The following is a 26,356-nucleotide window of genomic DNA, read 5'->3' on the forward strand; positions in this document are numbered from 1 at the left end:
CCCGGCCCAACTGGTTGGGCTCACCCACCTGCTCCCACACCGGCCGCACGATGTGCACCATCTTCCAGTGGGCCACCCACTTGCCACTGGCCCCGGCGGCCTGCTCCCGCTGCGCCCCCGCCACCGCTTTGGCCATGCTGGCAGCCACCCCCGCTTCCGACCCCACCGGAATGTTGGGCTCCATCCCTCCCTGCCACAACGCATAATTCCCGTTGCGATCCGGCGTGTTGACCGCCCGCCGAACCCGGTCTTCGTAGTGGCGCATGTAACCGTAGGTCATCGTGATGGCTTCGATGTTGGGATTGACGAAACTTTTGTCCCAGGCCATCGCATCCGAGACGCTGTTGATGTAGTCCCAGCGACCGGTGTTGTAGCCCACGAAATGCCGCCCCAGCACCGCCCGGATTTCCATCAGCTGGTGGGTGGCTTCCAGTTGCTCGACCAGCACGTAGACTTTGATCGTCCCGATGGGCAAGTTGAGGTGGGTTTCCAGCGCCGTCAGCAGCTGATTCCAGACGCCAGCTTCCTCGGCGGTCTGGATTTTGGGCAGATACAGCACGATGGAGGAACCGGCCTGTTGCAGGGCCTGGTAGTTGTTGACCACGTACAGGGTGGCATCGACGATGGAAGCGGCCAGGGCCACGCCGTCGGCATCGCGGATATGGCGGTCATCCAGGTGCAGCCCCCGGGCGCGGAAGATTTTGGTGGTAAAAGCCAGCTGTTGCTCCCAGTCGGTGATGATCGACCGGCCCAGAAAACCATCGGCCCAGCGGTTCATTTCCTGCGCCACCTGCCGGGCGGTGTTGAGAAAAACCGGGTCTTTATGGATGGCGAGTTTGAGGTTTCGCTGGTTGTCGAGCGACATGGTGGTGATCTGGCCTAGGGCGTCTTCACCGTCGAACATCCAGCCATCGGCGCCCGAGAGCAGGGCGTAGGCCACGTTGCGAAGGCTGGACTGGAGGGGGGCGTTGGGTTTGGCGGCCGGTCCGGTGCCCTGAATCCACTGGCGTTGCAGATCGGCGGGGATGGGCGATCCGTCGAAGTTGCCCTCGCGGGCGTCCTGGACGCGGATGGAGGAGCCGGGGATGGTTGACTGGGGATCGAGGAACTGGATGCGGGTGTGGGTTTGCCCGCGGTGGGCGCGTCGTTTCAGGCGGTCCTGCATGAGGGTTTTGATGCGTTGGTTCAAGGGGGCCAGGGCGGTTAAAGCGGCCAGGGCTTGGGGCGTATACACATCCGAATAAATTTCCTGTAGGTTGTCGCGAATGGTCATTTTCGTCGTAATTAAGGTTGAAAACGGGTCAAAACAGGCAATTATGGGTTCACGGTCCGGGTGGCCGATAGGCTGGATCGGTTCAGCCGCAAAACCGCGGCTACTATCAGCAGCAGCGCCCCTGCCAGAATCAACAGATACGTAAACCCGCTGGCGGTTTCGGTGGCGGCAGCCGAAGCTGTTGTTTCCAGCATTGTGTAGTCCGGAATCAGCCAGGTCAGGACGTAAGCCTGGAGCGTGGTGATCACGCAGATAATGGCCAGCATGATGAAACTGTGTTTCACCGTCAACCGGAACAGCGCCGACTCCCGGCCGGTCAGCCCGACGGCGGCCGTTCCGATGGCAATCGACTGTGGGGAAATCATTTTGCCAGTGACGCCACCCGACGCGTTGGCACTGACCGTAATCAGCGGATCAATCCCGATAGCCGTGGCCGAAGTGGCCTGTAGTTTCCCGAACAAGGCGTTGGCCGAAGCATCCGAACCGGTCAGGAAGACCCCCAGCCAGCCCAAAACCGGCGAAAAAAACGGAAACAGAACACCGGTGCTGGCCAGTGTCATGGCCATTGTCACCGACATGCCCGAATTATTCACCACAAAGGCAAATCCCACAACCGAAGCAATAGTCAGGATGGGAAAGCGCAACTGCCGCAGCGTGGCAACAAAGGTCTTTGCCCCCTCGCGGTAACTCATCCCGATCAACGGCATCGCCAGCAGGGCCGCCAGCATCACCGCCAGGCCGGAGTTAGACAGGTAGTTGAACTCAAACGGTTTGATCAATAAAGGAGTCCCGTCGGTTTTCAGGATGCGGTTTTCCAGACCCGGCATCATAAATTTGGCGGTCCCGATCGAGTTCAGGGCGTCTTTCACGGGTTGCAGCCCCCAGGCTACAATCATCAGCGTCATGATCAGAAACGGCGACCACGCCCGGAAAATCTGTCCGGCGGTATAAGTGACATCAAGCGCCAGCGTTTGGGGCGGTTCTTCCCGAAACGTCCAGACGGTTTTCGGTTTCCAGTAGCGCAGCAACAGCATCAGGCTGGCCAAAGACGCCAAACCGGCAATCACGTCCGGCAGCATCGGTCCCAGGTAATTGGCCGTCAGCCATTGAAAAAAAGCGAACGAAATACCGGCCACCAGAATAGCCGGTATCACCTCTACGGATTTTTTGACGCCCGCCATAATAGCCACCAGGTAAAACGGCACGACGACCGACAGCAGTGGCAGCGTCCGGCCAATCATCTGCGAAATCGCCATTTCGGGAATATCCGACACGTGCGACGCAATGATGATCGGAATCCCGACCGAGCCAAAGGCCACCGGGGCGGTGTTGGCAATCAGGCAGACGGCTGCCGCATACAGCGGATTGAACCCCAAACCGACCAGCATGGCCGAGGTGATGGCGACCGGCGCACCCATGCCCGCCGAGCCTTCGAGAAAGGCCCCGAACGAGAACGCGATGATGATGGCCTGCAACCGCCGGTCGGGCGTGATCGACGCCATGAAGTGTTTGATGATTTCGAACTGCCCGCTGGCGACGGTGATATTGTACAGAAAAACCGCCCCAATGATGATCCAGCAAATCGGAAACAGACCGTACAGCGCGCCGTGCAGGGCCGACGACAGCGCAATGGACACCGGCATGCCGTATACCAGTATCGCCAGCCCGATCGCCAGCGCAATTGTCAGCAGGCTGGCCTGATAGCCCTTCATTCTTCGAATAATCAGCGCCCAGAAAATAAAGGCAATCGGCACGAAAGCCGCCAGGGCCGATAAGGCCCGGTTTCCCAGCGGATCAATTGGTTGCGTCCAGTTCATGCTCACAAAGGGTTTAGGATTAGTCGAGTGGTTTCTTACAGTTTGATGCCGAACGACAGCACGAGGCTGCGTCCGTCGGAACTCCAGATCCCGGCGCCGGGATACATCGCAGGCCGTTTCGTGAAGTACTGTCTGTTGGTCAGGTTGTTGATACCCAGTCTTAGCGTATACGACCGGCTCAGCCGCAGGGTGCCGTTCAGGTCCCACAGGCCGTAGGCCGGAACGAGGCCCCGGGCCGCGTTGGCCGAGGGCAAAACCGTGTTCAGCGGGTCGGCAAAACTCTGCCCCACGTAGCTGTATTGCAGCGTGGCAAACAGTTTCCGGTGCTGGAGTTGCAGCCCGTTGCGGGTGATCCAGGTGGGAACACCCTCGAGTTTATTGCCAGCAATGCTGACATTTTCACTGCCGTTGATGACGCTGCCTTTCCGGTATTTTGCCTCAAAGAAGGAAGTTGATGTAAAGACCGACAATTCCGTTGGCGTTCCCCCTTTGCGGTCGATGTGAACGGGTTTGTACTCGGCATAAAGTTCAACACCCCGGGTTATCGTATGGCCCACGTTCGTGCGCAGCAGGTAAGCCTGGCTGGTGTTGTTCTGCATCGAAAGCATGCCCATGCGGTTTTTGTAGCGCAGTTGAAACAAGCTCAGATCGTAGGCCAGTAACGAACCGACACTCCCCGAAATCCCCGCTTCGAGGTTGTAACCGAAGGCGTCTTTCAGGTTTTTATCGACCTGTTCCAGCACCGAACCGGGAATGATGTCCTTGAACACCACCGGACGATAGGCCTGCGAAAGGCCCGCGTACAGCTTCGTCTCCGCCGTGGGGCGGTATTGGGCATTGATCCCGAAAAGCGGAAACCGGTGCCGGATCGCGTTCGGCAGATCGGTGGGTTGGTAATACGAAATCGTACCGGTCATGTCCGTCACGCCTGACTCGATCCGAAAACCGGGTGAGAGTGTCAGCCGGGGCGTGATGTACAGCAGATTCTCCACAAAAACCGCGATATTCCTTGTCTTCATGGACAGATCCCGCCCGAAAACCGGGTCCGTAACGGTCAGATCGAAGTCGCTGCCGGTGGTGCCTTTGCCGAGTTGCCGACGCCGGAGGTTGTTGTGCATGTACTGCACCCCGGCCGCCACCACGCTCGTCAAACCGCCTATCCGATACTGATGCATCAGGCGCAATTCGGAAGTAAAGCTCCGGAAGTTGTCGATATCGACCTGCCGCGCCCGGTACTGGTTTGTAGCCGGATTGATCGTATCGGGAACATTGGCAAAGGCGTCGATCATGACGCTGTTCCGGGCCCCGTACACACCGGAATTCGTCCAGCGAAGCCGGGTTTTCGGGCTTACTTGCCAGTCCACCACCACCGAGGGAACGTAGATATCGGGGTTGAAGTAATTGCGCGACCGGGTTGACTGACGCGGATTTTCGGCAAACATGGCATCGGTCAGCGGACCGGGAAGCTGGTACACGTAGGACGACCGACCGAGTTCGGCTTTCACCCGCAACGACGGACTAAACGCATACGTCAGACTCACAAACTGGGATTCGGCGTCGGAACGGGCGTTTTTCCGGTAACCATCCGAGTGTCGTTTCTGGTAATATGCCGAGTAGGTCAGCTTCCCGATTTTCCCGCCAACGGCGTTGTAGGAACTGAATAACCCGTACGAGCCCACCGAATTGATCGTCTCAAAACCGAACCGCCGGCTGGTATCCGGCGATTTGGTCACGTAATTGATCATACCGCCAAACTGCGCCCCGTATTGCAGCGAGGCCGAACCGCGCACCAGCTCAATCCGCTCGATGGATTCCATCGCCGGACTGTAGTGGCTGGCCGGATAACCGTACATATCGGAATTGGTCATCACGCCGTTCTGCCGGATGTTGTACTCCCACGACCGGTGCGGATCGAGACTACGCGTCGAAATATTGATCTGGTTGCCGCTGCCGTCCATGTCGTAGACAAACACGCCGGGAATTTTGGCAAAAACCTGCCGCCCGTTTTTTTCGGCAATGTTGCCGTTTACGGCCCCGAGTTGAACGACTTCGTTCTTTTTCCCCGCCATCAGGTAAATATGATGCACATCGGGCAGCCGCTCGACCTGAATACTGTTTTTTCGGTCTTCAATCGTGACCTCATCGAGGGTATAAATGCCTTCCCGCAGCGTAATCGACAACGGTAAAACCGGGCCGTTCGGCACGGTTACTTTCACCCGCTGGCCAACGTACCCCACGTTCGAAATAAGCAAGTAGTAGGTTCCGGGCGTAACGGCCTCCAGCGTAAAAAAACCGGTTTTGTCCGTCACACTCCCCTGGCTGGTATCGCTGAGTTTGACCGTCACCCCTGCCAGCCCCACTCCCTGCTCATTGGTCACTGTGCCAGTCAGCGTGGTCTGGGCTGATGCGTGGCCCATCAGCCAGCACGACAGCACCAGACAACCGCAGAACGTCCGGTTTGGGATTAAAAAACAGACCAATCGAATATACCATAAACACCTCATAACAAATTTAGTCATCAAACACTCCCTTGATTTATCATCCAAAGCGCAGCCCGGTCTGCTGCAAAAACTGGTTTAGTCCAGTTTGAGGAAAGATCGCTTATTCTTCCAGAAAATTCAGGTCCTTGCCAAAGGTTTCTTCCATTTTCCAAAGGCCGAGAAAAGCGATTGCGATGGTGAGCAGCCCCAACAAACCTGCGCCATTGAGAATGCCAAGATGTCCTTTGAAAAGCAGAAACAGGGGCGTCATCAGATTGATACTCCCCCGAACAAAGTTGGGAACGGTGGTCGCGACGGTGGCCCGGAGGTTGGTACCAAACTGCTCGGCGGCAATGGTCACGAATAAGGCCCAGTAGCCAACCCCAAATCCTAGACCAACGCACAACGCGTAAAAAACCGTCGTAGAATGCAGGGGCACATACAGGTAGACCACCACCAGCGCAGCGGTCAGCAGCAGGAACAGGCCCAGCACTTTTTTCCGGCTGTTCAGGTATTGGCTGAAAATCCCGCTGGACAAATCGCCGATCGCCAGACCAATGTATTCCCACATGACGGCTTTCCCGGCGACCACCGGTTCATCCAGGTTCAGCGCCTGTCCGAACTCCGGCGAAAACGTCATCAGAATACCGGCCACGAACCACACCGGCAGCCCAATGAGAATGCAGCGCAGGTATTTCATGAACTGGGATCGGGAGGTGAACAACTGGAGAAAATTGCCCCGCGAAACCGCCTTTTCCTTGATGTTCGTAAAAATACCCGACTCGAACACGCTCACCCGCATGATCAGCAACAGCAGCCCCAGGCCCCCGCCGATGAAATAAGCATTCCGCCAGTCGAACGCATCGGCAATGAAGTAGGCCAAAACCGCCCCCAGCAACCCGACCGACGCCACCAGCGAGGTGCCGTAGCCGCGAATTTCTTTCGGCAACACTTCGGCCACCAGCGTAATGCCGGCCCCCAGTTCACCCGCCAGACCGATCCCGGCAATCAGCCGCAACACCGCATACTGATCGACCGAAGTCACAAAACCGTTGGCGATATTGGCCAGCGAATAAATCAGGATGGACCCGAAGAGCACCGACAACCGCCCCCGTTTGTCACCCAGAATACCCCAGATGATACCGCCGATCAGCAAACCGGCCATCTGGGTGTTGATCAGGTAAATTCCGGTCGGCAGCATATCGGCCTCGCTCACGCCCAGGTCCTTCAGGCTTTGGACCCGCACAATGCTGAACAACAGCAGGTCATAGATATCAACAAAATAACCGAGGGCGGCTACGATAACCGGGATTTGCAGCAGTTGCCGGATCAGCGATGCGGTTGGCATCCGGTTTTGGGATTTATGTTTAGGAAGGGGTTCGGTCATGACGGGTTTCCGGGTTGGAATGTTGGGTTAGTTGATGCCGCCGAAGCACATATACTTGATTTCCGTGAAGTAATCCATGCCGTATTTGGAGCCTTCCCGACCAATGCCGGACTCTTTGATGCCGCCAAACGGGGCCACTTCGGTGGAAATCATGCCGTCGTTGATGCCCACCATGCCGTAATCCAGCGCTTCGGCGACGCGCCAGCAACGGTTAATATCTTTGCTGTAGAAATAAGACGCCAGCCCGTAGGGTGTGGCGTTGGCGAGTTCGATGACTTCCTGTTCATCCGAAAACCGGAAAACCGGGGCTACAGGGCCGAAGACCTCATCCTGGGCAATGATCATCTCGGCGGTTGCGTCGGTCAGGATGGTAGGCTGGAAAAACAAACCGCCCAGTTCGTGCCCGCCCACGGCGACCCTCGCCCCTTTTTCCAGCGCATCGGCCAGGTGGCGCTTCACTTTGTCCACACCTTTTTCGTTGATCAGCGGACCAATCTGCGCATCACCGTCCAGCCCGTTGCCAACGCGCAGGGTCGTGACCGCCTTCGTGAGTTTTTCCACGAATTCATCGTAGACGCGCTCGTGTACATACAGGCGGTTGACACACACGCAGGTCTGGCCGCTGTTGCGGAATTTCGACGCCATCGCGCCTTTCACGGCCGCATCCACATCGGCGTCGTCGAAGACAATGAAGGGCGCATTGCCGCCGAGTTCGAGTGAAATCTTTTTCAGGTTCGACGCACACTGCTTCATCAGCAGTTTTCCGGTAGCCGTGGAACCCGTAAATGACAGCTTCCGGACCTTGCTGTTTTCGCACAGTTCCAGGCCGGCTTCAACGTTATGGGCGGTGGTGACGACATTGAAAACGCCCGGCGGAAAACCGGCTTTTTCGGCCAGTACTGCCAGTGCCAGCGCCGTCAGGGGTGTTTCGGTCGGCGGTTTGACAATCACCGGGCAGCCAGCCGCCAGCGCGGGGCCGACTTTGCGCGTGATCATGGCCAACGGAAAATTCCAGGGCGTAATCGTAGCCACCACGCCAATCGACTGTCTGGTCACCACAATCCGCTTGTCGCGGGTGTTGGCCGGAATGACATCGCCGTAGGTACGACGGGCTTCTTCGGCAAACCATTCAATGAACGACGCCCCGTACTCGACTTCGCCCCGGCTTTCGGTCAGCACCTTGCCGCATTCCATCGTCATCAGCCGGGCCAGTTCTTCCTTGTGTTCCAGGATCAGGTTGAACCACTTCCGGAGCAAAACCGCCCGCTCCTTGGCGGTGCGGTCGCGAAAAGCGGGCCAGGCGTCGTAGGCGGCATCGATGGCCCGACGCACATCGTCCCGGTCCAGATCGGTCACCGTGGCCACGACCTCGCCGGTCGCCGGATTGGTCACCTCGAAAACCGCCCCACTGGCGGCATTGACCCATTCCCCGTTGATGTATGACTGCGTTCGGATGAGCGTATGGGCAGTTTTCGGTTCCTGCGAAATAGGGATTGTATTCATCATTAAAAAGTGATTATCTGACGGATCGCTTCGCCTTTGGCCAGTCGTTCAAAACCCTCGTTAATATCGTCCAGACCGATCTTGTGGGTCATCAGTTTATCGACCGGCAATCGGCCAGCCTGGTAAAGAGCGATGTAAGCCGGAATATCCCGCGCCGGAACGCAACTCCCGATGTACGAACCTTGCAGCGTGCGTTCATCCGCCACCAGCTTCGTGGGGGAAAGCTGAAAGAGCTTGCTCGGGTGCGGCAAACCCGCCGTGACGGTTTTTCCGCCCCGCCCGGTGGCGTTGTAGGTAAACTCCAGCGCCTGCACCACGCCTGCGAACTCAAAACCGATATCGACCCCTCCCCGGGTCAGGTCTTTCACCTGCTCGACGGCTGTGGCCTCTGATGAATCAACGACGGCGTGGGCCCCCAGTTCCAGGGCTTTCGCCAACTTGTCTTTGTTGACATCGGCCACAATGATTTTACTCGCTCCACCGGCCAGCGCACCCAACAGAGCCGCGAAACCGATGCCGCCCATACCGGTGATCAGTACGGTTTGTCCGAGCGTTAGTTTGGCGGTATTGATCACGGCCCCCACGCCGGTCATGATGGCGCACCCAAACAGAGCCGCAATGTCGAAAGGCAGCGTCGGGTCGATCCGGACGATCGATTGGCGGGAAACGACGCTGTATTCAGCAAAACCGGACACGCCCATGTGGTGGTGAACGAGTTCGTGCTGCTGGTTCTGAAGCCGGGAACCGCCCCCCATCAACTCGCCCTTGTTGTTGGCGGCCAGGCCATTCTCACACAACGCCGGGCGTCCGGTCATGCAGGGCATACAGTGACCGCAAATCGGCAGAAACGAAAACACGATATGATCGCCAACGGCCAGATCGTGCACATCCGGCCCCAGTTCGACCACCTCGCCCGCGGCTTCGTGGCCGAGCACCATCGGCATCTGGCGCGGGCGGTTTCCGTCGATCACCGACAAATCGGAATGGCAAAGACCGGCGGCCCGGATGCGAACCAGCACCTCCCCGGCGCGGGGTGGCGCCAGTTCAATGTCTTCAATGGTGAGTGGTTTACTGGTGGTGTACGGGCGTTCCTTGCCCATTTCGTGTAAGACTGCTGCCCTGATTTTCATGTGGTTATCGTTGTTATCGCTCGGCGTTTAAGGAGGTCGTTCCTTCGGTCCATACATTCAAAAATTCTTCAATATGCTGCGCAATCTTTTCCATCAACCGGGTTCGGGTTTCCACACTGGCCCAGGTGACGTGCGGAGTCAATACCAACCGATCCGGATTTTTTACCTGCAACAAGGGGTTTTGCGCAGAAATCGGTTCTTTTTCAAAGACATCAATCCCGGCTCCGGCAATCAACTGTTCGTCCAGCGCCTGCGTCAAATCGGCTTCGTTGACAATGCCGCCCCGGCCTACATTGATCAGCAGTGCCGACGGCTTCATCAGCGACAGCCGTTCGTAATTGATCAGGTTGGCGGTTTTCTCGTTCAAAGGTGCGTGGATCGACACAATGTCGCAGGTGCGTAAAAACTCGTCCAGTTCCAGCCGCGGATAGGGTTGCTGGGTGTTCTGGCCGGACGTGGAATAGTAGACTACCTCCGCACCAAATGCCTCGGCAATTTTCGCCACCTGTCGACCGATCGTTCCCAGGCCCATGATCCCGAACCGCTTGTCGGCTATCTCCCGAAAACCGCGTCCGAAATGGGTAAAAATATCGTTTCGGGAGTAACTTCCGCCTTTCACGTACCGGTCGAAATACGGAATGTCTACCAGCAATTGAAACAGAATCGCAAACGTGCCCTGCGCCACACTCTGGGTCGAATAGTCCATCACATTTTTGACCGGAATCCCCCGGTTTTCGGCGGCTGCCTTATCGACGTTATTGGTCCCGGTGGCGGCAATGCAGATGAGTTTGAGATGGGAAGCCTGCTCGATCGTCGCCCGGTCGAGCACTACTTTATTCGTGATCACCATGTCGGCATCCCGGATTCGCTCCACGACCTGCTCCGGCCGGGTGGTTTCGTAATAGGCAACCGGGCCAAACTTTTCCAACAAGCGCAGGTTCGGCACATCGCCCACGGTTTTTGTGTCTAAGAACACGATTTGCATCATAACGGACAAGTAACGATCTGAACGAAAATACGGCATTGGAATGGATTAAGGAACATTACGGACTTTGACCACCACTTTTTTCACGCCTTCATACCCCGCCACTTTGTTGCCGGGATTATGAGCCTCCTGGGTCGTGATGATGTAAAAAAGACCGGGCTCGGCTTCGTAAAAAGTCCCTTTGTCGGTGGTGTAAAAGGCAATATCCTTGTCGGCGCTGTACGCCTGGGCCACGCTGTTTTTCACCTGCCCGACGGGGATGATCCCGATTTTTTCCTTTCCCTTCACGACAAAATGGATGTCGTTGTAATTCAGGTGGGCTTCCCATTTGGAATTGGAAATCTCCCGCGCCGGTCCTTCCGAAATCGTGGCATACACATTTTCGTCGTCGATGGGGTATTTACCGGGGCGAAGCCGGGTAAAATCTGTGTTTTTCAGGAAGGCAAACGCTTTGTCCCAGGCGGCTTTATTGCGCTGGTATTGCCGGGCAAACTCGGCTTTGTTAACCACCTCGGCCGGTTTGGCCGGAAGCCCGTTCAGCCATTCTTTTTTGGCATACCATTGATTGGTTTGGGCGTTGTCCTGCGCGAAGAGCGGAAAACCGGCCAGCAGTGCCCCCACCAGCAGGATGGGTGCTATCATGAATCGCTTTCTCATACCTTTTCCAGTTCCCTCGGCACCGCAGCCGAAAACCGGGTGCCGAGGGTGTTTATGAAGAGACTGAAGGATGGGTTAATTCCGGGCAACCTGTTTCAACTGCCCGATGCCAAACTGGTCGCCGGCGGCCACGGGTTTGCCGTCCGCAAAATGGATTTCCACCATTTTCTCGCTTTGCACCCAGTTATTCTGCCCATCTTCCAGCGTCGTGACGATCTTGCGGGTTTTCACGTCGATGATATCGCCCGATGAAGGATAGGCATATTTACCGTCCAGACTGAAGGTAATCCAGCCCGGCATGTCGCGCAGCAGAATCGAGGTTTTCTGCACGGGCGGCATCACCGTATTGTCAAACACGTGAATCCGGTTGTTGGCGCCGTCGCACAGCCAGATTTCCTTTTCGTCGGGCGTCATGCCGATGCCGTGGCTCGGGCAGCCATGCCGTTTCACCTCGCCTATATTGAAGCCTTCGACCACCACGCGGTGCAGGAATTTGCCGGTGACGAGGTCGCCGATTTCAAAACCGAGCAGACCGTTGACGTTCACGTACACCAGCGTCTGCGAACCGTTGATCGTCAGCGGACGGATGTCGGCGCTGAACGGTCCCACCTGTTTCGTGACCGTATGCGTTTTGGTATCGGCGACATTGAGCATCGTCGATTTCAACCCGGCCATGTACACGGCTTTGCCATCGGGGCCATAAATGGTGTTGTGCGATCCGGAGTTGGTCACGATTTTGGTAATCACATTCCCGGTTTTGGCATCGACCACCGTCCAGAATTCTTTTTCGAGCGAGGGCGCGTAAATGATTTTACCATCCGGAGAAATGGAAATACGGTCGACGCCCCCTTCGTATTCTTTCTCCCACAGCAGTTTTTCGGTCACCAGGTCGATGCACTGGATGGCTTCCAGCGTACTGATGTAAATGCAGTTGGTGGCCAGGCTCACATCGACGCCTTTCACGTTCGACGGTTTTCCTTTTTTGTTGATTCCGCCGGTTTTGATGAATTTAACAAACCGGTGGTTGTTGTTGATATCGAACACCTGAATGCCGTGTCCGCCGTAGCCTAAATAATTCCGGACGCCCGGCGTCACCACATACAACAGGCGTTGCGCTTTGGGCGCGGGCTTGGGCGCGTTACGGCCCGGCAACACCTCCGATGAAGCGATCCAGGCGGTGGTCGACAGGAAGAATAAGCTGCCTAACAGCAGCAGGATAACGTTTTTTGGAGTCTTCATAAATACAAACTGGTTAAGGGAAAGAAAGGTACGCATAACGACTTAATGAACCGGGGTTTATACCCCAAAACTGCTCAATCATAGCCCGGATTCTGCGGGAAGATACTGCGGTCATTGATCAGTTGAACCTGCGCCAGCGGCACCGGAAAAACCGCCATGTGTTGCTTCATGCCGTACTTCTGCATGACGGCAAACGCCTGCCCGGTGCGGACCAGATCAAACCAGCGGTGGCCTTCGAAGGCCAGTTCCCGACGACGTTCCAGCGCAATATTTTCGCGCGTCTGCGTTTGCGTCAGCGTGGGATACGGATCCACCCCGGCCCGCGTCCGGATCTGATTCAGATAAGGCAGAGCAGCCGCCGTTTTACCGTTCTCATTCAGGGCTTCGGCGTACATCAGCAGCACATCGGCGTAGCGAATCACCTTCCAGTTGGCCGGGCTGTCGTTGGCCGTCGCAATTCGCATGATGTATTTCCGCGTATAAGCCGACATGTTGTTGGAGGAAATCAGAATCGGCACGAACTTGCCCGAAGCGTCGTAATAGCCCCGCGTCGCGGTGATTTCCCGGCGCTTGTCCTTCGTCTCGAACAGATCGAACAGCACCTGGTGGGGTGTATTCTGGTCATCGACCGAACCGGCAATGCCGTAAAACGCAATCATGTTGGTAAACTTGGGCGTAAACCGGTTCGTATATACGCTGCCTTCCCCACCCAGCCCCTGTTCGTATTCGATGTCGAAAATATATTCGCTATGGTGTTCATTTTTGCCGTAATCCCACAGGTCGGCGAAGTTGGGCAGCAGCGCATAGCCCATCGTAGTCACTTCCTGGAGCTTCGCTTCGGCCTTGGCAAAATCTTTCCGGGTCAGGTAGACTTTCCCCAGCAGGGCCCGGGCCGCACCCTTCGTAGCCCGGCCCACCTCGGCCCCCGAATAGCTGGTGGGCAGTTTAGCTTCCGCGTCGAGCAGGTCCTTGATGATCACCTCGTCGTAAATTCTGTCCACTTTTTCGCGGGGTGTCTTGTACGACTCCTCAATGCTCAACGACTTCGTCACCAGCGGCACATCGCCAAAAATCCGGACCAGATCGAAGTACGCCAGCGCCCGCAGGAACTCGGCCTGCCCAATGTGACGGTCTTTGTTGGTCACCAAGGCCGGGTCAGCACTGGCGATTTTTTCGAGCAGCGTATTGGCCCGGGTGATGGCCTTGTAATAATTCCGCCAGGTGCTGATCAGCAACCCGTCGTCGTTCGACAGCGTGAAATTATCGACGGCCCCGGGTGTACCTTTCACCAGTTCATCCCAGGAATCGTCGCCCCGGATGTCGCCGAAGTAATACATGTTCTGGTACTGATCCTGAAAAATCCCGTAAATACCGACCACGGCATCCTGAAAGTCTTTGTCGGTTTTATATAGCAGGTCGACGGTCACGGTATCTTCGGGCAGTATTTCAATAAAATCCTCCCGACAGGCGCTCATCAGGAGCAGTACACAGGTGAGAATGGAAGCGATCTTTTTCATCGGAGTAGGAAGGTTAAAAACCAATGTTAATACCAAACAGAAGCGACTTCGCCGTCGGGTAGTCATACCGCTCGTTGCCCGGCGTCAGCGGGCTGTCGGTCCGGCTGACATCCGGATTGAAACCAATGAACTTCGTAAAGAGGAAAGGGTTGTTGGCGGTCACTGAAAACCGCACCGAACTGAGGGTCAATTTTTTAGCGATATAATCGGGAAGAGCATATCCCAGCACGATGTTGTTGATCCGCAGGTACGAGCCGGTATCGAGCCAGCGCTGGCTGTAAGTTCCCCGGAAGTTCCCCGTCGGCACGTCGTTGGGCCGGACGGAATAGCCGTTGCCCGGTTCCTGCTCGGATTTCCAGTAGTCGTTCATGAAGGCATACTGGCGGAAACGCGCCCGGTTGTTGGCCAGCTGCTCGCGCGACAGGGCCAGCACACTGTTGCCGTACACGCCCTGGAGACTGACGCTCAGACTAAGGCTTTTATACGACAAATTATTGGTCATTCCGTAATAAAAATCCGGGTAGGGCGAACCCATGACGGTTTTATCGAAGCTGTTGATCACACCATCGGGCGTCCCGTCGGGGCCGCTGACATCCACAAACCGCACATCACCCACCCGCGACTGATCCCGGCCACCGGGGTTCCAGAGCGGCCCTTTGTCGAGTTCAGCCTGCGTCTTGAAGATGCCGTCGGTGAGCCAGCCGAAAAACATCCCGACCGGTTGTCCGATCATGGTGATATTCCCACCCGAAATAATTGGGTCGCCCGACGGCCCCAGTCGCAGCACTTCGTTTTTATACGCCGAGAAGTTCAGGGAAGTTTGCCATTTCAAAGCCCCCTGGGTGTTAATGGTATTCATGGACACTTCCCAGCCGGTATTCTGCACCTCGCCGATGTTCTGCAAGGCCGTGTTGAAACCGGTAATGTCCGGAATGTTGACGTTCAGCAGCAGATCCGTATTCCGCGACCGGAAGTGATCGAGTGACATTGACACCCGGTTATTCAACATACTGAAATCCAGACCAAAATTAACCTGCTGCTGGGTTTCCCAGGTCAGGTTCGGATTGGCCAGCCGACCCGGCGAGTAGCCGCCCAGACCGGTACCGCCCAGAATATATTTTTCGTAGTTGATGGTGGCCAGGTGGTCGTAATTCCCGATGTTGTTGTTCCCGGTTTTTCCGTAACTGGCCCGCAGTTTCAGTTCGCTCACAAACCGGAAGTCCTTCATGAAATTTTCGTCCGACACCCGCCAGGCCAGGGCGAACGACGGAAACACCCCGTATTTGTTCTCGGAGCCGAACCGCGACGAACCATCGGTACGGACCGAGGCCGTGACGTAATATTTGCTGTTGAAATTGTAATTGACCCGGCCTAAGTACGACAATAACGACCATTCGGCGACGTTGGAGGACCCGCCCGTTAAAATCCCGCTCACCGCACTCAGCGTCGGAACGAGGTTATTCGGATACCGGTTGCTGGTCAGCGTGTTGGACTCAAACCGGTCGCGCTGGGTGGTGTAGCCCAGCAAGCCGGTGAAGTTATGCTTTCCGACGCTTTTGGTGTAGTTCAGGGTCGTTTCTGTAATCCAGTTCAGCCGTTGTGAGGCATTATCGGTTCCCGACGCCAGTTCGTTGAGAAAAGCCGCCATCTGCGGTTTGAAGTAGCTGCCCTTGATACTCATCAGGTTGATGCCCAGCATCACGTTGAGCTTCAGACCGTCCAGCAGGGTATAATCCAGAATGGTATTGCCCAGAAACCCAATGCCCCGCTGTTTTCCCCGCACTTCGCGGGCCAGGGCCACCGGATTTTTGCTGGTCACCACCGCATCCAGGCCGTTGCCAAACGGGTAATAGCTCCCGTCGGGATTGTAGAGCGACTGGTAGGTTGGAATCACCAGCGCGTTGTAAAGCGGATTGTTCGTAATGTCGGAATACGTCGCGACGTCTTCGGCACCCGCACCGCCCACGTTGGTTTTGTCGGTATAGGAGGGATTGAAGTTAATTTTCAGCGACAGCCGGGGCGACAGCTTGGCGTCGATGTTGGCCCGCGCCGAATACCGCTTGAAGTTGGTATTGAGGATAATCCCGTCCTGATCCAGGTATTCGCCACTGACCGCGTACCGCATGTTTTCGCTCCCACCCGAGGCACTCAACTGGTATTGCTGCTGCGGGGCCGTGCGCAGAATAGCATCCAGTGGTTCTTCGTTGGTCGTAATTTTTCCGGACAACACATCCAGAATCGTTTGCGGAACAGGCGCTTTCCAGTTCAGCGGGTTGCCCGACACGTCGTTGCCCTCGTCGAGGTTGCGGTTCCGAACCCCGTCGAAATAGTGCTGGGCTTCTTCCAGTCCCGATTGCAGTTTCGGGGTTTTGGCAATTTTCTGGAAACCGAACTGGTAATTGAAATTCAGGCTGGCTTTCCCGGTTTTTCCGCGTTTGGTATTGATGATCACCACCCCGTTGGAACCCCGTGAGCCGTAAATGGCCGTGGCCGACGCATCTTTCAGCACGTCGATCGTTTCGACATCGTTCGGATTCAGGCTCTGAATGCTCGAAACCGGAAACCCGTCCACCACATACAGCGGACTTCCGCCGGCCGAAATGCTGCCAATGCCCCGAATCCGGATCTGGGGAGCCGAGCCCGGTTCGCCCGAAACGGGTTTAACCTGAACCCCCGCAATCTTGCCCATCAGGGCCTGATCAACACGGGGAACGGCCAGTTCCTGAATGGATTTGCTACCGATCGACGCCACCGAACCCGTCAGGTCTTTCTTTTCGACGGTTCCGTACCCAATGACGACGATCTCGCTCAGCGTCTTGTTGTCGACCAGGAGCGTGAGGTTGATCGTGGTGCGGTTACCGACGACGATTTCCTGCGAAGCATAGCCGACAAAACTGTAGATCAGCGTGGCAGCCGCACCGGGCACATCGAGTTTATAACGGCCGTTGACGTCGGTGGTTGTTCCTTTCTGCGTGCCTTTCAGCACAATGCTGACGCCGGGCAACCCTTCGCCTTTTTCGTCCGAAACCGTCCCCTGCACAGAAATGTCGGCCGCCGGTGCTTTTTCAGCCGCCCCAGTAGCCGGTTCGGTCAGGATGGCTGGGGGTGCGACCGCTTCCTGGATGGCTTTCTGCAAACCGATCGGGGTTAGGCCGGGAGTCCGGGAACTGGTGGCGCCCCATTTTCCGGGCGCTTCTTTCCCCAGAATGACATAACCACCACCCTTAATTTTTTTGTAGCGAAGGTTGGCGATCTGCAGCACTTTGTTCAGGTTGCGCTCGAAATTATCGGCATAATTGACCACATCCGACGGAATCAGGATGCGGTCGATCAAACCACCTTCAAACAGAATATCGACCTGATAATGGTTTTTCAGATCCTGAAGCACCGTTCGCAACTTGCGCGTTTCGGGAGCCGCCGGGGTGGTGGTCGTTGCTGGTCGCTGGGCCGAAGCCAGCGTTTGGGCGATGCTCAATCGCTCCAGACAGAGAAGGCAGAGCAAAAGTACCCCTACCCTCAGCATGCGGAAGGTGTTGACCATAATAAAAAGCAGTTATAGGGTTTAGTTAAGGATATATCGGGGAATCAATTGAAATTACGGTATAGAATGATCCGGTTTTGCTGGCGCTCTATGGTCAGGTGAAACAGGTCACCAATGGTCTCCAACAAATCGTCGACGGACGTGGCGTGGCAGGAGCCAACGAGCGTTCGCCGGGCCAGCTCGTCGCTGGGAATTTCAACCGTCAGCCCGTAGGTTTCGGCCAGCATATCGCCAAACTCACGCAGGGTCATGTCGTCGAAAACAAACCGGTGTTCTTTCCAGGCCGAGTATTTGCGGGTTTCCACCTTTCGCTTCAGTTTGGTGCGGTTCTGCGGATCCAGCGTGACCAGGTCGCCCGGTTTTAGCGTCACCTCCTTCGTCTCTTTGCCAACTGTGTAATTTACCGCCACTTTGCCTTCTTCCAGCGCAACCTTAGCCCCCTGGGGCCGGGCGTAGACGGTGAACTCCGTGCCGTGAACCGTTACCCTGAATTTCTTGTCAGCATTGACTACAAACTTCTGGTTATCAACCTTATGAGATACCGCAAAAAAAGCCTCGCCCCGCAACCAGACTTCCCGCGTGTCCTGCCCGAAACCGAAGCGGGGCACGTCCAGCTCCGAATTGGCATTCAGGACTACCCGGCTGCCGTCCGTCAACTGGAGCGTACGGGTTTCCCCGAAACCGGTGCGATAGGTTTGGCAGAGCAGCCAATCGCGACCCAGCCAGGCCGAAAATGTGAGCAGGAACAGAACGGAGGCCGCCACTACCCAGCGAACGGAAAACCATGATCGTACCAGACCCAAAACCGACGGATCGCCGACGACTGGCTCCGAAACCGGGACGGTGTTGGTTGCCATATGCTCGACAAAGCGCTGCAGCGGGCCTTCCACTTCGGGCTGGTATAAGGCGGCCTGGTGTTCCCACTCGACCAGCCACTGATAAAACAGCTCCTGATGGTGCTCATCCTCTAACCATTCTTCAATTTGCCTCTTTTGCAACGGACTCGTCTGATTGGCAAAATGGTCAAAAAGAAGCTGCTTGTTTATGGTTGTGTTCATCGTGAGGGTAGTCTCTACCTTAAAGACAATTTTTTTCAATAGGATACGTAGTCTGACCGCAAAAATCCGCTCAGCTCAGGCCGACCAGCACCCCGATGAGCAGCAGAAACAGCCATTGTTCTTTTAGTCCAGTCCGTAAGGTACTCAGGGCTTTCCCAATATGGACCTCCACCGTTCGAACCGACAGTTGCAGCGATTCGGCAATATCTTTCGGCCTCCGGCCTTCAAACCGGTTCATAATGAAGACTTTCCGGCACTGCGGAGGCAAAGCCGCCACCAGTTCGTTCACCTTATGGTACAATTGTTCATAGGACATCATCAGCTCCGGACTGTCGGAAGACGCGGCTTCGCTTTGCAGAGCGGTTTCGAGGGAGTCGGTTTTCTTCAATTCATTCGCCAGGTAATTGTAGGCCCGGTTACGGGCCGAGCGGAACAGGTATGAGCGGTACGACTGGGTGATGACCTGAAAAGCCCGTGTGTTCCAGAAGGTGAAAAATACATCCGCAACCAGATCCTCGGCAATTTCCCGGGAATAAACAATCCGGGCAACGTGCGAACACAGGGCGGGGTAATATAACCGGAACAGCAATTCGCAACCTTTCTGAGCATTCACCTCAAACGTTTTTCGAATAAACAGTTCGCTATCCACCAGTGTGGTTGTGGTGTCAGGTGTCGGGGTGTTTCGTTCCTCCGGCGGAGTCATGATTCGAGTTCCCGGAACGGTCACGTAGGGGGCGAAGGCCATTTGCATGGGCTAGTAATCGAACAAGATTTTCTTAAAAAAATTCACCTTATACTTGTATGACAAAAAACCCGAGGTTCGTACGTAGTCGATCGGACGTTTTTTTTCGGCTCATGCGTCTACGATCGGAAATCCGGTTTTTTCGTCCATCGGTTGGGCCTGCGGATCGACTTCAGGGTAGCCAGTCAGGCCTGTTCGGGCACTTTCATCAGGAGACGGGCAGTAGAAACGGCGGGGAGCAATGCTTCCTGTATCTTTTACATTTCCATTCTTTACCCCCTATTTTTATTGTCAGAATATTAAATATCTTTGTTTTTATTTAATAAATCAATGAACAACCGTGATGAAACGTTGAGCAAATGGATAGAAGATTTGCGATCAGGGGATCGAACGGCCTTTGAACGGATCTACTATCACTTTGATGCCAGGCTGTTTCAATTCGCCCTGAAGCTCACCGGAAACCGTGATGAAGCCGAGGAAGTCGTGCAGGAGGTTTTTGTGCGGTTATGGGAAACCCGGCAGTTTATCGATCCTTCCCTCAACTTCGACGGGTATCTTTTCCGCATCACGCGCAACATCGTTTACAACCACGCCCGGCACCGGGTCCACGAACTGGCCTACTTCAAATACCTCGACAACCCCTCCAACCAGTCGGGAAATGTCACTGAAGACCGGATGAACTTCGAAGAACTTCAGCAGGTGCTGGAGGAAATCTTCAACGATCTGCCGCCCGTCCGCAAACAGGTTTTCGTCATGAGCCGGATCGAGGGCCTGAGCAATACCGAGATCGCCGAAATCCTGCAAACCAGTACCAGCAACGTCGAAAATCACATCTACAAAGCGCTGAAAACGATCCGCCAGAAATTCAACAAATACCGGATCATTTACTTCATTCAGGTTCCGGTCGTCCTGCTGATCAAACTCATCTCAACCTTGCTGGGCAACTAGCTGCTGGCCAGTCGAACGTCATTTCCCCTGTCTTTCACCGCATTTATTCCATTGAGAAAAACCGGGGCGCTTCAGAGCAGGAGCAGAAACGGGTCCTCGGTTATTTTTTTCAGGTATTGTAAAAACCGGGCCGCATCAGCCCCGTTAATAACCCGGTGATCGAAACCAAGCGTGACCGGCATCCGCAGCCGGGGCACAAACTGATCGTCCTGCCAGACCGGCTCCAGCTGCCCCGCCGAAACGCCCAGAATCCCCACCTGCGGCCAGTTGACAATCGGGTTGATGCCTGTCGTGCCGATACCCCCCAGGTTGGAAAGGGTGAACGTGCCGCCTTCCAGGTCCTCCGGTTTGGTTTTCCGGTCGCGGGCGTCCGCCGAAATCCGCGTTAGTTCGCGGGCAATGTCCGTCACCGTACGCTGGTCGGCATTCCGGATCACGGGCACCAGCAAGCCTTTGTCGGTATCCACCGCCACCCCGATATGGTAATATTCCTTGCTGATGATCTGCTTCTTTTCCGGATCCACACTGGCATTCAGCAACGGAAACGCCCGCAGAGCCTGGACGACGGCCTTGACCAGCAACGCCGTGATCGTCAGACTACCGCCCGCAGCCTCCACCTGTTTCTTGTGCTTTTTCCGGTTGTTCTCCAGGTCGGTAATATCGATTTTCTCCTGAATCCAGGCGTGGGGAATCTGGCTGACGGCCACGGTCATGGTCCGGCTGGTAGCCAGCATCGTCGGCGTCATTTCCGTGTATCGCACGGGGCCAAACCGTTCAAAATCCGGTAACGGAGGGGCATACACGCCGACGGGTGCGTGGCCTTGCTGTCCACGCTGACGAATCCGGTTTCTGGCGTAGTTTTTTACGTCCGCGAACGAAATCCGCCCATTGACCGATTGCTGAAGCTCGGATAATTCAATCGCCAGTTCCCGGGCCAGCTTCCGGGCCAGGGGCGTCGAAACCACCTTATTCCCGTTCCGCTGCGTCCCCACCTCCTGCCTGGCAGCAGGAACGATTTCCGGTTTTTCGACCGTTTTGGGTACCGATGCCGTAACCGGGGATTCAGGTTCCGATCCGGTTTTCACGTCCTGAACTTCTCCGTCTTTATTCACTATAGCCGTTAAGCGGGCCAGCACGTCGCCGGGTGCTACTGTCCCGCCTTTTGTGACCAGAATTTCCGCAATCTCACCCGAACCTTCCGCCGGTATTTCGAACGTCACCTTATCGGTTTCGACTTCGATTAGCGTCTGGCCATCCTTCACGGTTTCGCCCGGTTTAACGGCAATGGCCACCACGAGTCCTTCCTTTACATTTTCGCCCATCGAGGGCATGATAATGTCTCTCATACCGTCAAGCCGTTGCCGGGTTTACTTTTTCGCCGTTGATGCCTTCATTTTTCATGAAATCCAGAACCTGCGGCCTCGGAATAGCCCCGGTTTTCTCCAGTTCGTACAAAGCGGTCTGCACAATAAAGCGGGGGGAAGTTTCGAAGTAGTCGCGCAACTCGGGCCGGGCTTCACTCAGGCCGTAACCATCGGTTCCCAACACCGCATACGGCTTCGGCATCCAGGCGCTGATGCTCCCGCCCAGGCTTTTCTGGTAGTCCGATACCGAAATGAAAATGCCCTGTTCATCCCGCGTCAGCGACTGCACGTACGGCCTACGGGCTTCCTGATCGGGATGCAGACGGTTCCAGCGTTCGGTTTCGAACCCATCGCGGGCCAGTTCATTGTAGCTGGTCACGCTCCAGATGTCGGTCGGAATGCCCATTTCTTCCAGCAGGATACGGGCTTCCAGCACCTGCGTGATGATCGAACCGCTGCCCATCAGGTGCACTTTCCGGTTTTCGGGAGCGGTTTCTTCGTTCTCCCGGCGGGGTTTCAGTTCGGACACAACCGCCTTGTACATCCCCCGGATGATACCTTCCTCTACGCCTTCGGGCAGGGCCGGCTGCGCGTAATTTTCGTTGTAAACCGTGATGTAGTAGAAGATTTTCTCCTGTTTTTCAAACATCCGGTCAATCCCGTCCCGGATGATCACGCTCAGTTCGTAGGCAAACGCCGGATCGTAGGTTTTCAGATTCGGAACCGTGTTCGCCAGCAGGTGCGAATGGCCGTCCTGGTGCTGCACCCCCTCGCCGTTCAGCGTGGTCCGGCCGGCGGTTCCGCCGAACAGAAAGCCTTTGCACATCATGTCGCCACAGGCCCAGATCATGTCACCCACCCGCTGAAATCCGAACATCGAGTAGAAGATGTAGAACGGTATCATCGGCAGGCTGTGCCGGGCATAGGCCGACCCTGCAGCCATAAAGCTGGCGAGTGCCCCGGCTTCGCAAATGCCTTCCTGCAAAATCTGTCCATCCTGCGCTTCGCGGTAATAAGAAAGACTTCCGGCATCGACGGAAATGTAGCGTTGTCCTTCGGGATGGTAAATCCCGGCATGCCGGAACAACGCATCCATGCCGAACGTCCGGGCTTCGTCGGGAATGATCGGCACGATGTATTTCCCGATTTGTGGTTCCTTCAGCAGCTTCGTAATCAGGCGTACCAGCACCATCGTCGTTGAAACCGCCCGGTCGCCGGTTCCTTCGGCAAACTCGTCAAAAAAGGTGCGATCAGGCGTCGGAATCGCCGGGCACGTTTCGACCCGGGCGGGCAGGTCGCCCCCCAAAGCCGCGCGCTGCGCCTGCAGGTAGCTGATTTCGGGACCGTTGGCGTCGGGTTTGTAAAATTTTGCAGATTCGATGGCGGTTTTCGGCAACGGAATTCCAAACCGGTTGGCGGCTTCCTGCCGTTCTTCGGCCAGCATGCTTTTTTTCTGGTGCGTCGTATTCCGGCCCTCGCCCGTGCTGCCCATGCCGTAGCCTTTGATCGTCTTGACAAAAACAATGGTCGGTTTACCATTCGAACCGTTCACCGCTTTGTGAAAAGCCGCATACACCTTTTTGTAATCGTGCCCCCCGCGTTTAATCGACCGGATTTCTTCGTCGGTCAGCGACCGCATCAGGTCGGCCAGTTCCTGGTTCTCCCCCACCCAATGGCTACGGACCTTATCGCCTTCCAGCACCGAATACCGCTGGTAATCCCCATCCAGCACTTCTTCCATGCGTTTGACGAGGTAGCCTTTATGGTCCCGGGCCAGTAGGGCATCCCACTCACCCCCCCAGATCACCTTGATCACATTCCAGCCCGCACCCAGAAACAGCCGTTCCAGTTCCTGAATGATTTTGCCGTTGCCCCGCACCGGCCCGTCAAGCCGCTGGAGATTGCAGTTGACCACAAAAATGAGGTTGTCCAGCCGTTCGCGGGCGGCAATGTTGATGGTGCCGACAATCTCCGGCTCGTCCATTTCGCCGTCGCCAATAAACGCCCAGACTTTGCCGCCATTGTCCGGTTTGAGTCCCCGGTTGATCAGGTACTTATTGAACCGGGCCTGGTAAATGGCGCTGACCGGCATGAGGCCCATCGAAGCGCAGGGAATCTCCCAGAACCAGGGCATCCGGCGGGGGTGCGGATACGACGGCAAACCGCCTTCCGGTTTCAGCTCCCGGCGGAAATTTTTCAGGTTATCTTCCGAAAGCCGTCCTTCCAGAAAAGCCCGGGCATAAATCCCCGGGGCGGCATGGGGCTGAAACGACACCAGATCACCGCCGTATTCAGCGGTACGCGGCCGGAAAAAATGGTTAAAACCGACTTCGTACATGGTAGCCGCCGACGCATACGTAGCAATGTGTCCGCCCACGCCAGAGCCGTTGTCGTAACCCTGCAACACCATACACATGGCGTTCCAGCGGTTGATGTTCTCGATTTTCTGCTCGAGTTCAATGTTGCCGGGGTAGGTTGGTTCGTCTTTGACGTTGATGGTATTGATGTACGGGGTATTGATGTTTTCCCCCTGAAACGCTACGCCCCGGCGGATTACGTAGTGGGTGATGGCCTTGAGTAGCTCTTTGGTTTTTTCTTCCCCGTACGCATCGAGTACGGCATCGATGGATTCAATCCACTCCTGTTTTTCAAGTTGCCAGTCTTCGGTAATGGCTTCGATGGTACTTACCATGATTCGATGTTTTAGCTAAAAAGTGTAACAAGCAGACCTGATCCAACCATCCCGGACGTTCGCCGGTACGCTCCCACTGCCCCTCTATCGGGCCGCTTTGGCCTACAGATCGGCCGAATCGTAGACCTGGATTTTTTTCCAGAGCGGAGAGCAGGTTTCCACGAACTTCTTGTGCAGCGGATGGACCTGGTAGGCATTTTGTCCGGCTAAATCATCAAAAAAAGAAAGGGCCGAAACCGCATAGGAACTATCGATCACCGGGCGCGGATCGGTCGGTGCCGGAACGCCAATGTGATACTGTTTGACGGATTCGATTTTTTCGAGTGATTTCAAACCGTCCAGCAGTTTTTGCAGATCTTCCTTTGAATCGGGGTTTTTCAGCCAGAAAAAAACGTGGTGAATTACCTGTCCTTTTTTCGCCGGTCCGGCAATAGCGGCCCGGGTCATGGCCAATCCCCCGCTGGCCAGCATGGCCCGGGTCATAAATTTTCTTCGGTTGTGTAGTTTCATAATCGTTTCAAAAATTGAAGGCGCATGGGAAAATGGGAGGACGGTTTTCGGTATTCAGTTTACGGTGGTCGGTTTACGGTTTTCAGTATTAAGTATTCGCTGGCGACCTTACACTGTAATCATTAAAAACACCTTACCTGTAAACCGAAAACTTTATACTGAAAACCGAATACCGTAACCCTGAATTACCAGTCCTTGATAACCTTGTGTTTTTTGACGTAATCGGGATCGATGGTAATACCCAGGCCCGGGCCGGTGGGCACCTTCAGTACGCCGTCGTAGCTGACAATCGGATCACCGGACTTGTAGACGATTGGAATCTGGTTACCGTTGGCGTCGCGGGTCGAGAACGTATCAAACTCCTGGTATTTCCCGGCATTGGGACAGGCCGAAATAAAATGCAGCATGTAGATGTAGCCCAAACCGTACTGCGTGATGTGCGGCACCATCGTTTTGCCGAAAACCTCCGCCATTCGGGCCACTTTCATCGAGCGGATCATGCCCCCGAAATACAACTGATCGGGTTGCAGCACATCGCAGGCATCATTGGCAATCAGCCAGCGGAACGTGCTGATGTGCGCTTCCGACTCACCCGTAAAAATGGGAATCCGCAAGCCCTCCTTGACCATTTTCAGTTCGTCGTACCACCCGAAGGGCACCATTTCTTCCCACCACTGGTAATTGTAATGTTCCAGGATCTTACCCATCCGGATCCCCCCTTCCACGGTAAACTTGTTGTTCCCATCGCAACCCAAAACCATCTGGTCGCCAAAGGTTTCGCGGGCCATTTTAATCAGCTTTTCATTCCCGGCTTTGCTGTCTTTATCCAGTTGCCCGGCCAGACCGACCCGCATTTTGATCGCTTTGGCCTTGGTTTCCTGCAAATCTTTTTTGACAATTTCCAGCGACTGTTCGGGCGGCAGCGAGAGCAGTTCGGGCATCCGGCTCCCCTGATACACCGTCACCATCGGATTGACAATATTCCCAATCAAGGCCCCGACCGGTTTTTTGATGGTATTCCCCAGCATGTCCAGAATGGCAAATTCGAGGGTCGCCAACGCAATGTTATACGGCACTCCACCGCCTTTGCCGCTGTCGCCGGGAATCAGGGCGTCGAGGTCGCGCATATCTTTTCCCTGAAACTGATCAAAGAGAAACTTCGAAACCGGCCAGTTCCGGACACTTTGCCCTCCTCCCCCTTTCGGATTCAGGCCCGTATGCCCCACGGCCAGCCCTTCCGCGCCGTCTTTGGAGCGCACCCGAACCATGAAATTCTCCCGGTCGCGGAGCAGCTCGATGGTTTCCAGCACCACCGGTGCCGAGAAGAGTTCTTTCCTGAAAACCGGCTTTTTCAGGGCATCGTCCAGGTAGGCGTAGCGGGTTCGAAGGTCCATCGGCCTGGCCTCCCCGGTTTTCGCATGGGCCCCGAACGAGGAAAAAGGGGCAGCGGCTGCACCCAGCCCACCGGCAACAGCCGTGTTGATAAAGTTGCGTCGATTTGTTTTCATGAAGC

18 protein-coding genes are annotated in these 26,356 nt (G+C 55.7%); 1 reads left to right on the plus strand and 17 read right to left on the minus strand.

Going from position 1 to position 26,356, the window contains the following annotated elements; translation table 11 throughout:
• From ACFPMF_RS21455 to ACFPMF_RS21515, 13 genes are all read right to left on the minus strand, one after another.
• Window positions 1–1,273 (minus strand): malate synthase (locus ACFPMF_RS21455; RefSeq protein ID WP_379848891.1); only part of this gene is annotated, 1,273 nt, incomplete at its 3' end.
• 41 nt (window positions 1,274–1,314) lie between these two features.
• On the minus strand, window positions 1,315–3,090 hold the full coding sequence (locus ACFPMF_RS21460) for an L-lactate permease (RefSeq protein WP_379848893.1): 1,776 nt from the start codon (window positions 3,088–3,090) through the stop codon (window positions 1,315–1,317).
• 35 nt (window positions 3,091–3,125) lie between these two features.
• Window positions 3,126–5,570 carry a TonB-dependent receptor domain-containing protein gene (locus tag ACFPMF_RS21465; protein ID WP_379848895.1) on the minus strand — a complete coding sequence of 815 codons (2,445 nt, stop codon included), beginning with the start codon at window positions 5,568–5,570 and terminating at the stop codon, window positions 3,126–3,128.
• Between the two features lie 121 nt (window positions 5,571–5,691).
• A complete protein-coding gene (locus ACFPMF_RS21470; protein ID WP_379848897.1) occupies window positions 5,692–6,957 on the minus strand; it encodes an MFS transporter in 1,266 nt (421 codons plus the stop codon).
• Window positions 6,958–6,984: 27 nt separating this feature from the next.
• A complete protein-coding gene (locus tag ACFPMF_RS21475) occupies window positions 6,985–8,460 on the minus strand; it encodes an NAD-dependent succinate-semialdehyde dehydrogenase (RefSeq protein ID WP_379848899.1) in 1,476 nt (491 codons plus the stop codon).
• A 2-nt stretch (window positions 8,461–8,462) separates the two neighbouring features.
• Complete coding sequence (locus tag ACFPMF_RS21480) at window positions 8,463–9,590, minus strand: zinc-dependent alcohol dehydrogenase family protein (RefSeq protein ID WP_379848901.1); 1,128 nt, start codon at window positions 9,588–9,590, stop codon at window positions 8,463–8,465.
• Between the two features lie 13 nt (window positions 9,591–9,603).
• Complete coding sequence (locus ACFPMF_RS21485; RefSeq protein WP_379848903.1) at window positions 9,604–10,578, minus strand: D-2-hydroxyacid dehydrogenase; 975 nt, start codon at window positions 10,576–10,578, stop codon at window positions 9,604–9,606.
• 45 nt (window positions 10,579–10,623) lie between these two features.
• The gene (locus ACFPMF_RS21490; RefSeq protein WP_379848905.1) at window positions 10,624–11,232 is read right to left on the minus strand and encodes a NanQ anomerase/TabA/YiaL family protein; all 609 of its coding nucleotides are present in this window, start codon (window positions 11,230–11,232) and stop codon (window positions 10,624–10,626) included.
• A 75-nt stretch (window positions 11,233–11,307) separates the two neighbouring features.
• The gene (locus tag ACFPMF_RS21495) at window positions 11,308–12,471 is read right to left on the minus strand and encodes a beta-propeller fold lactonase family protein (protein ID WP_379848907.1); all 1,164 of its coding nucleotides are present in this window, start codon (window positions 12,469–12,471) and stop codon (window positions 11,308–11,310) included.
• A 74-nt stretch (window positions 12,472–12,545) separates the two neighbouring features.
• Window positions 12,546–13,988, minus strand: a complete 1,443-nt coding sequence (locus ACFPMF_RS21500; protein WP_379848909.1) for a RagB/SusD family nutrient uptake outer membrane protein — start codon at window positions 13,986–13,988, stop codon at window positions 12,546–12,548.
• 13 nt (window positions 13,989–14,001) lie between these two features.
• Entirely contained in the window at window positions 14,002–17,529 is a 3,528-nt protein-coding gene (locus tag ACFPMF_RS21505; RefSeq protein WP_379848911.1) for a SusC/RagA family TonB-linked outer membrane protein, read from the minus strand.
• 44 nt (window positions 17,530–17,573) lie between these two features.
• The gene (locus ACFPMF_RS21510) at window positions 17,574–18,587 is read right to left on the minus strand and encodes a FecR family protein (RefSeq protein WP_379848913.1); all 1,014 of its coding nucleotides are present in this window, start codon (window positions 18,585–18,587) and stop codon (window positions 17,574–17,576) included.
• A 70-nt stretch (window positions 18,588–18,657) separates the two neighbouring features.
• Window positions 18,658–19,338 (minus strand): RNA polymerase sigma-70 factor, encoded by a 681-nt coding sequence (locus tag ACFPMF_RS21515; RefSeq protein WP_379848915.1) that lies wholly within the window; start codon window positions 19,336–19,338, stop codon window positions 18,658–18,660.
• Between the two features lie 321 nt (window positions 19,339–19,659).
• Here ACFPMF_RS21515 and ACFPMF_RS21520 point away from each other — a divergent pair, with 321 nt between their 5' ends.
• The gene (locus ACFPMF_RS21520; protein WP_379848917.1) at window positions 19,660–20,277 is read left to right on the plus strand and encodes an RNA polymerase sigma factor; all 618 of its coding nucleotides are present in this window, start codon (window positions 19,660–19,662) and stop codon (window positions 20,275–20,277) included.
• A gap of 71 nt (window positions 20,278–20,348) precedes the next feature.
• Here ACFPMF_RS21520 and ACFPMF_RS21525 read toward each other — a convergent pair whose 3' ends face one another.
• The 4 genes from ACFPMF_RS21525 to ACFPMF_RS21540 all read right to left on the minus strand — a co-directional run bounded on the left by ACFPMF_RS21525 (window position 20,349) and on the right by ACFPMF_RS21540 (window position 26,351).
• Window positions 20,349–21,623, minus strand: a complete 1,275-nt coding sequence (locus ACFPMF_RS21525; RefSeq protein WP_379848919.1) for a dihydrolipoamide acetyltransferase family protein — start codon at window positions 21,621–21,623, stop codon at window positions 20,349–20,351.
• Window positions 21,624–21,627: 4 nt separating this feature from the next.
• A complete protein-coding gene (gene aceE / locus ACFPMF_RS21530) occupies window positions 21,628–24,333 on the minus strand; it encodes a pyruvate dehydrogenase (acetyl-transferring), homodimeric type (protein ID WP_379848921.1) in 2,706 nt (901 codons plus the stop codon).
• A gap of 102 nt (window positions 24,334–24,435) precedes the next feature.
• Window positions 24,436–24,843: a Dabb family protein gene (locus ACFPMF_RS21535; protein WP_379848923.1), complete on the minus strand. Its 408-nt coding sequence runs from the start codon at window positions 24,841–24,843 to the stop codon at window positions 24,436–24,438.
• Between the two features lie 185 nt (window positions 24,844–25,028).
• Window positions 25,029–26,351 (minus strand): mandelate racemase/muconate lactonizing enzyme family protein, encoded by a 1,323-nt coding sequence (locus tag ACFPMF_RS21540; protein ID WP_379848925.1) that lies wholly within the window; start codon window positions 26,349–26,351, stop codon window positions 25,029–25,031.
• Window positions 26,352–26,356 lie beyond the last annotated feature (5 nt).

The organism is Larkinella bovis (assembly GCF_042655385.1).
In the GTDB taxonomy this organism is placed as follows: domain Bacteria; phylum Bacteroidota; class Bacteroidia; order Cytophagales; family Spirosomataceae; genus Larkinella; species Larkinella bovis.

What these genes read in the sequence shown, in the direction of transcription:
- aceE (WP_379848921.1), bottom strand. Translation starts at nt 24,333, where the DNA reads ATGGTAAGTACCATCGAAGCCATTACCGAAGACTGGCAACTTGAAAAA.
- ACFPMF_RS21515 (WP_379848915.1), bottom strand. Translation starts at nt 19,338, where the DNA reads ATGCAAATGGCCTTCGCCCCCTACGTGACCGTTCCGGGAACTCGAATC.
- ACFPMF_RS21485 (WP_379848903.1), bottom strand. Translation starts at nt 10,578, where the DNA reads ATGATGCAAATCGTGTTCTTAGACACAAAAACCGTGGGCGATGTGCCG.
- ACFPMF_RS21480 (WP_379848901.1), bottom strand. Translation starts at nt 9,590, where the DNA reads ATGAAAATCAGGGCAGCAGTCTTACACGAAATGGGCAAGGAACGCCCG.
- ACFPMF_RS21505 (WP_379848911.1), bottom strand. Translation starts at nt 17,529, where the DNA reads ATGGTCAACACCTTCCGCATGCTGAGGGTAGGGGTACTTTTGCTCTGC.
- ACFPMF_RS21525 (WP_379848919.1), bottom strand. Translation starts at nt 21,623, where the DNA reads ATGAGAGACATTATCATGCCCTCGATGGGCGAAAATGTAAAGGAAGGA.
- ACFPMF_RS21490 (WP_379848905.1), bottom strand. Translation starts at nt 11,232, where the DNA reads ATGAGAAAGCGATTCATGATAGCACCCATCCTGCTGGTGGGGGCACTG.
- ACFPMF_RS21500 (WP_379848909.1), bottom strand. Translation starts at nt 13,988, where the DNA reads ATGAAAAAGATCGCTTCCATTCTCACCTGTGTACTGCTCCTGATGAGC.
- ACFPMF_RS21470 (WP_379848897.1), bottom strand. Translation starts at nt 6,957, where the DNA reads ATGACCGAACCCCTTCCTAAACATAAATCCCAAAACCGGATGCCAACC.
- ACFPMF_RS21535 (WP_379848923.1), bottom strand. Translation starts at nt 24,843, where the DNA reads ATGAAACTACACAACCGAAGAAAATTTATGACCCGGGCCATGCTGGCC.
- ACFPMF_RS21495 (WP_379848907.1), bottom strand. Translation starts at nt 12,471, where the DNA reads ATGAAGACTCCAAAAAACGTTATCCTGCTGCTGTTAGGCAGCTTATTC.
- ACFPMF_RS21510 (WP_379848913.1), bottom strand. Translation starts at nt 18,587, where the DNA reads ATGAACACAACCATAAACAAGCAGCTTCTTTTTGACCATTTTGCCAAT.
- ACFPMF_RS21460 (WP_379848893.1), bottom strand. Translation starts at nt 3,090, where the DNA reads ATGAACTGGACGCAACCAATTGATCCGCTGGGAAACCGGGCCTTATCG.
- ACFPMF_RS21475 (WP_379848899.1), bottom strand. Translation starts at nt 8,460, where the DNA reads ATGAATACAATCCCTATTTCGCAGGAACCGAAAACTGCCCATACGCTC.
- ACFPMF_RS21540 (WP_379848925.1), bottom strand. Translation starts at nt 26,351, where the DNA reads ATGAAAACAAATCGACGCAACTTTATCAACACGGCTGTTGCCGGTGGG.
- ACFPMF_RS21520 (WP_379848917.1), top strand. Translation starts at nt 19,660, where the DNA reads ATGAACAACCGTGATGAAACGTTGAGCAAATGGATAGAAGATTTGCGA.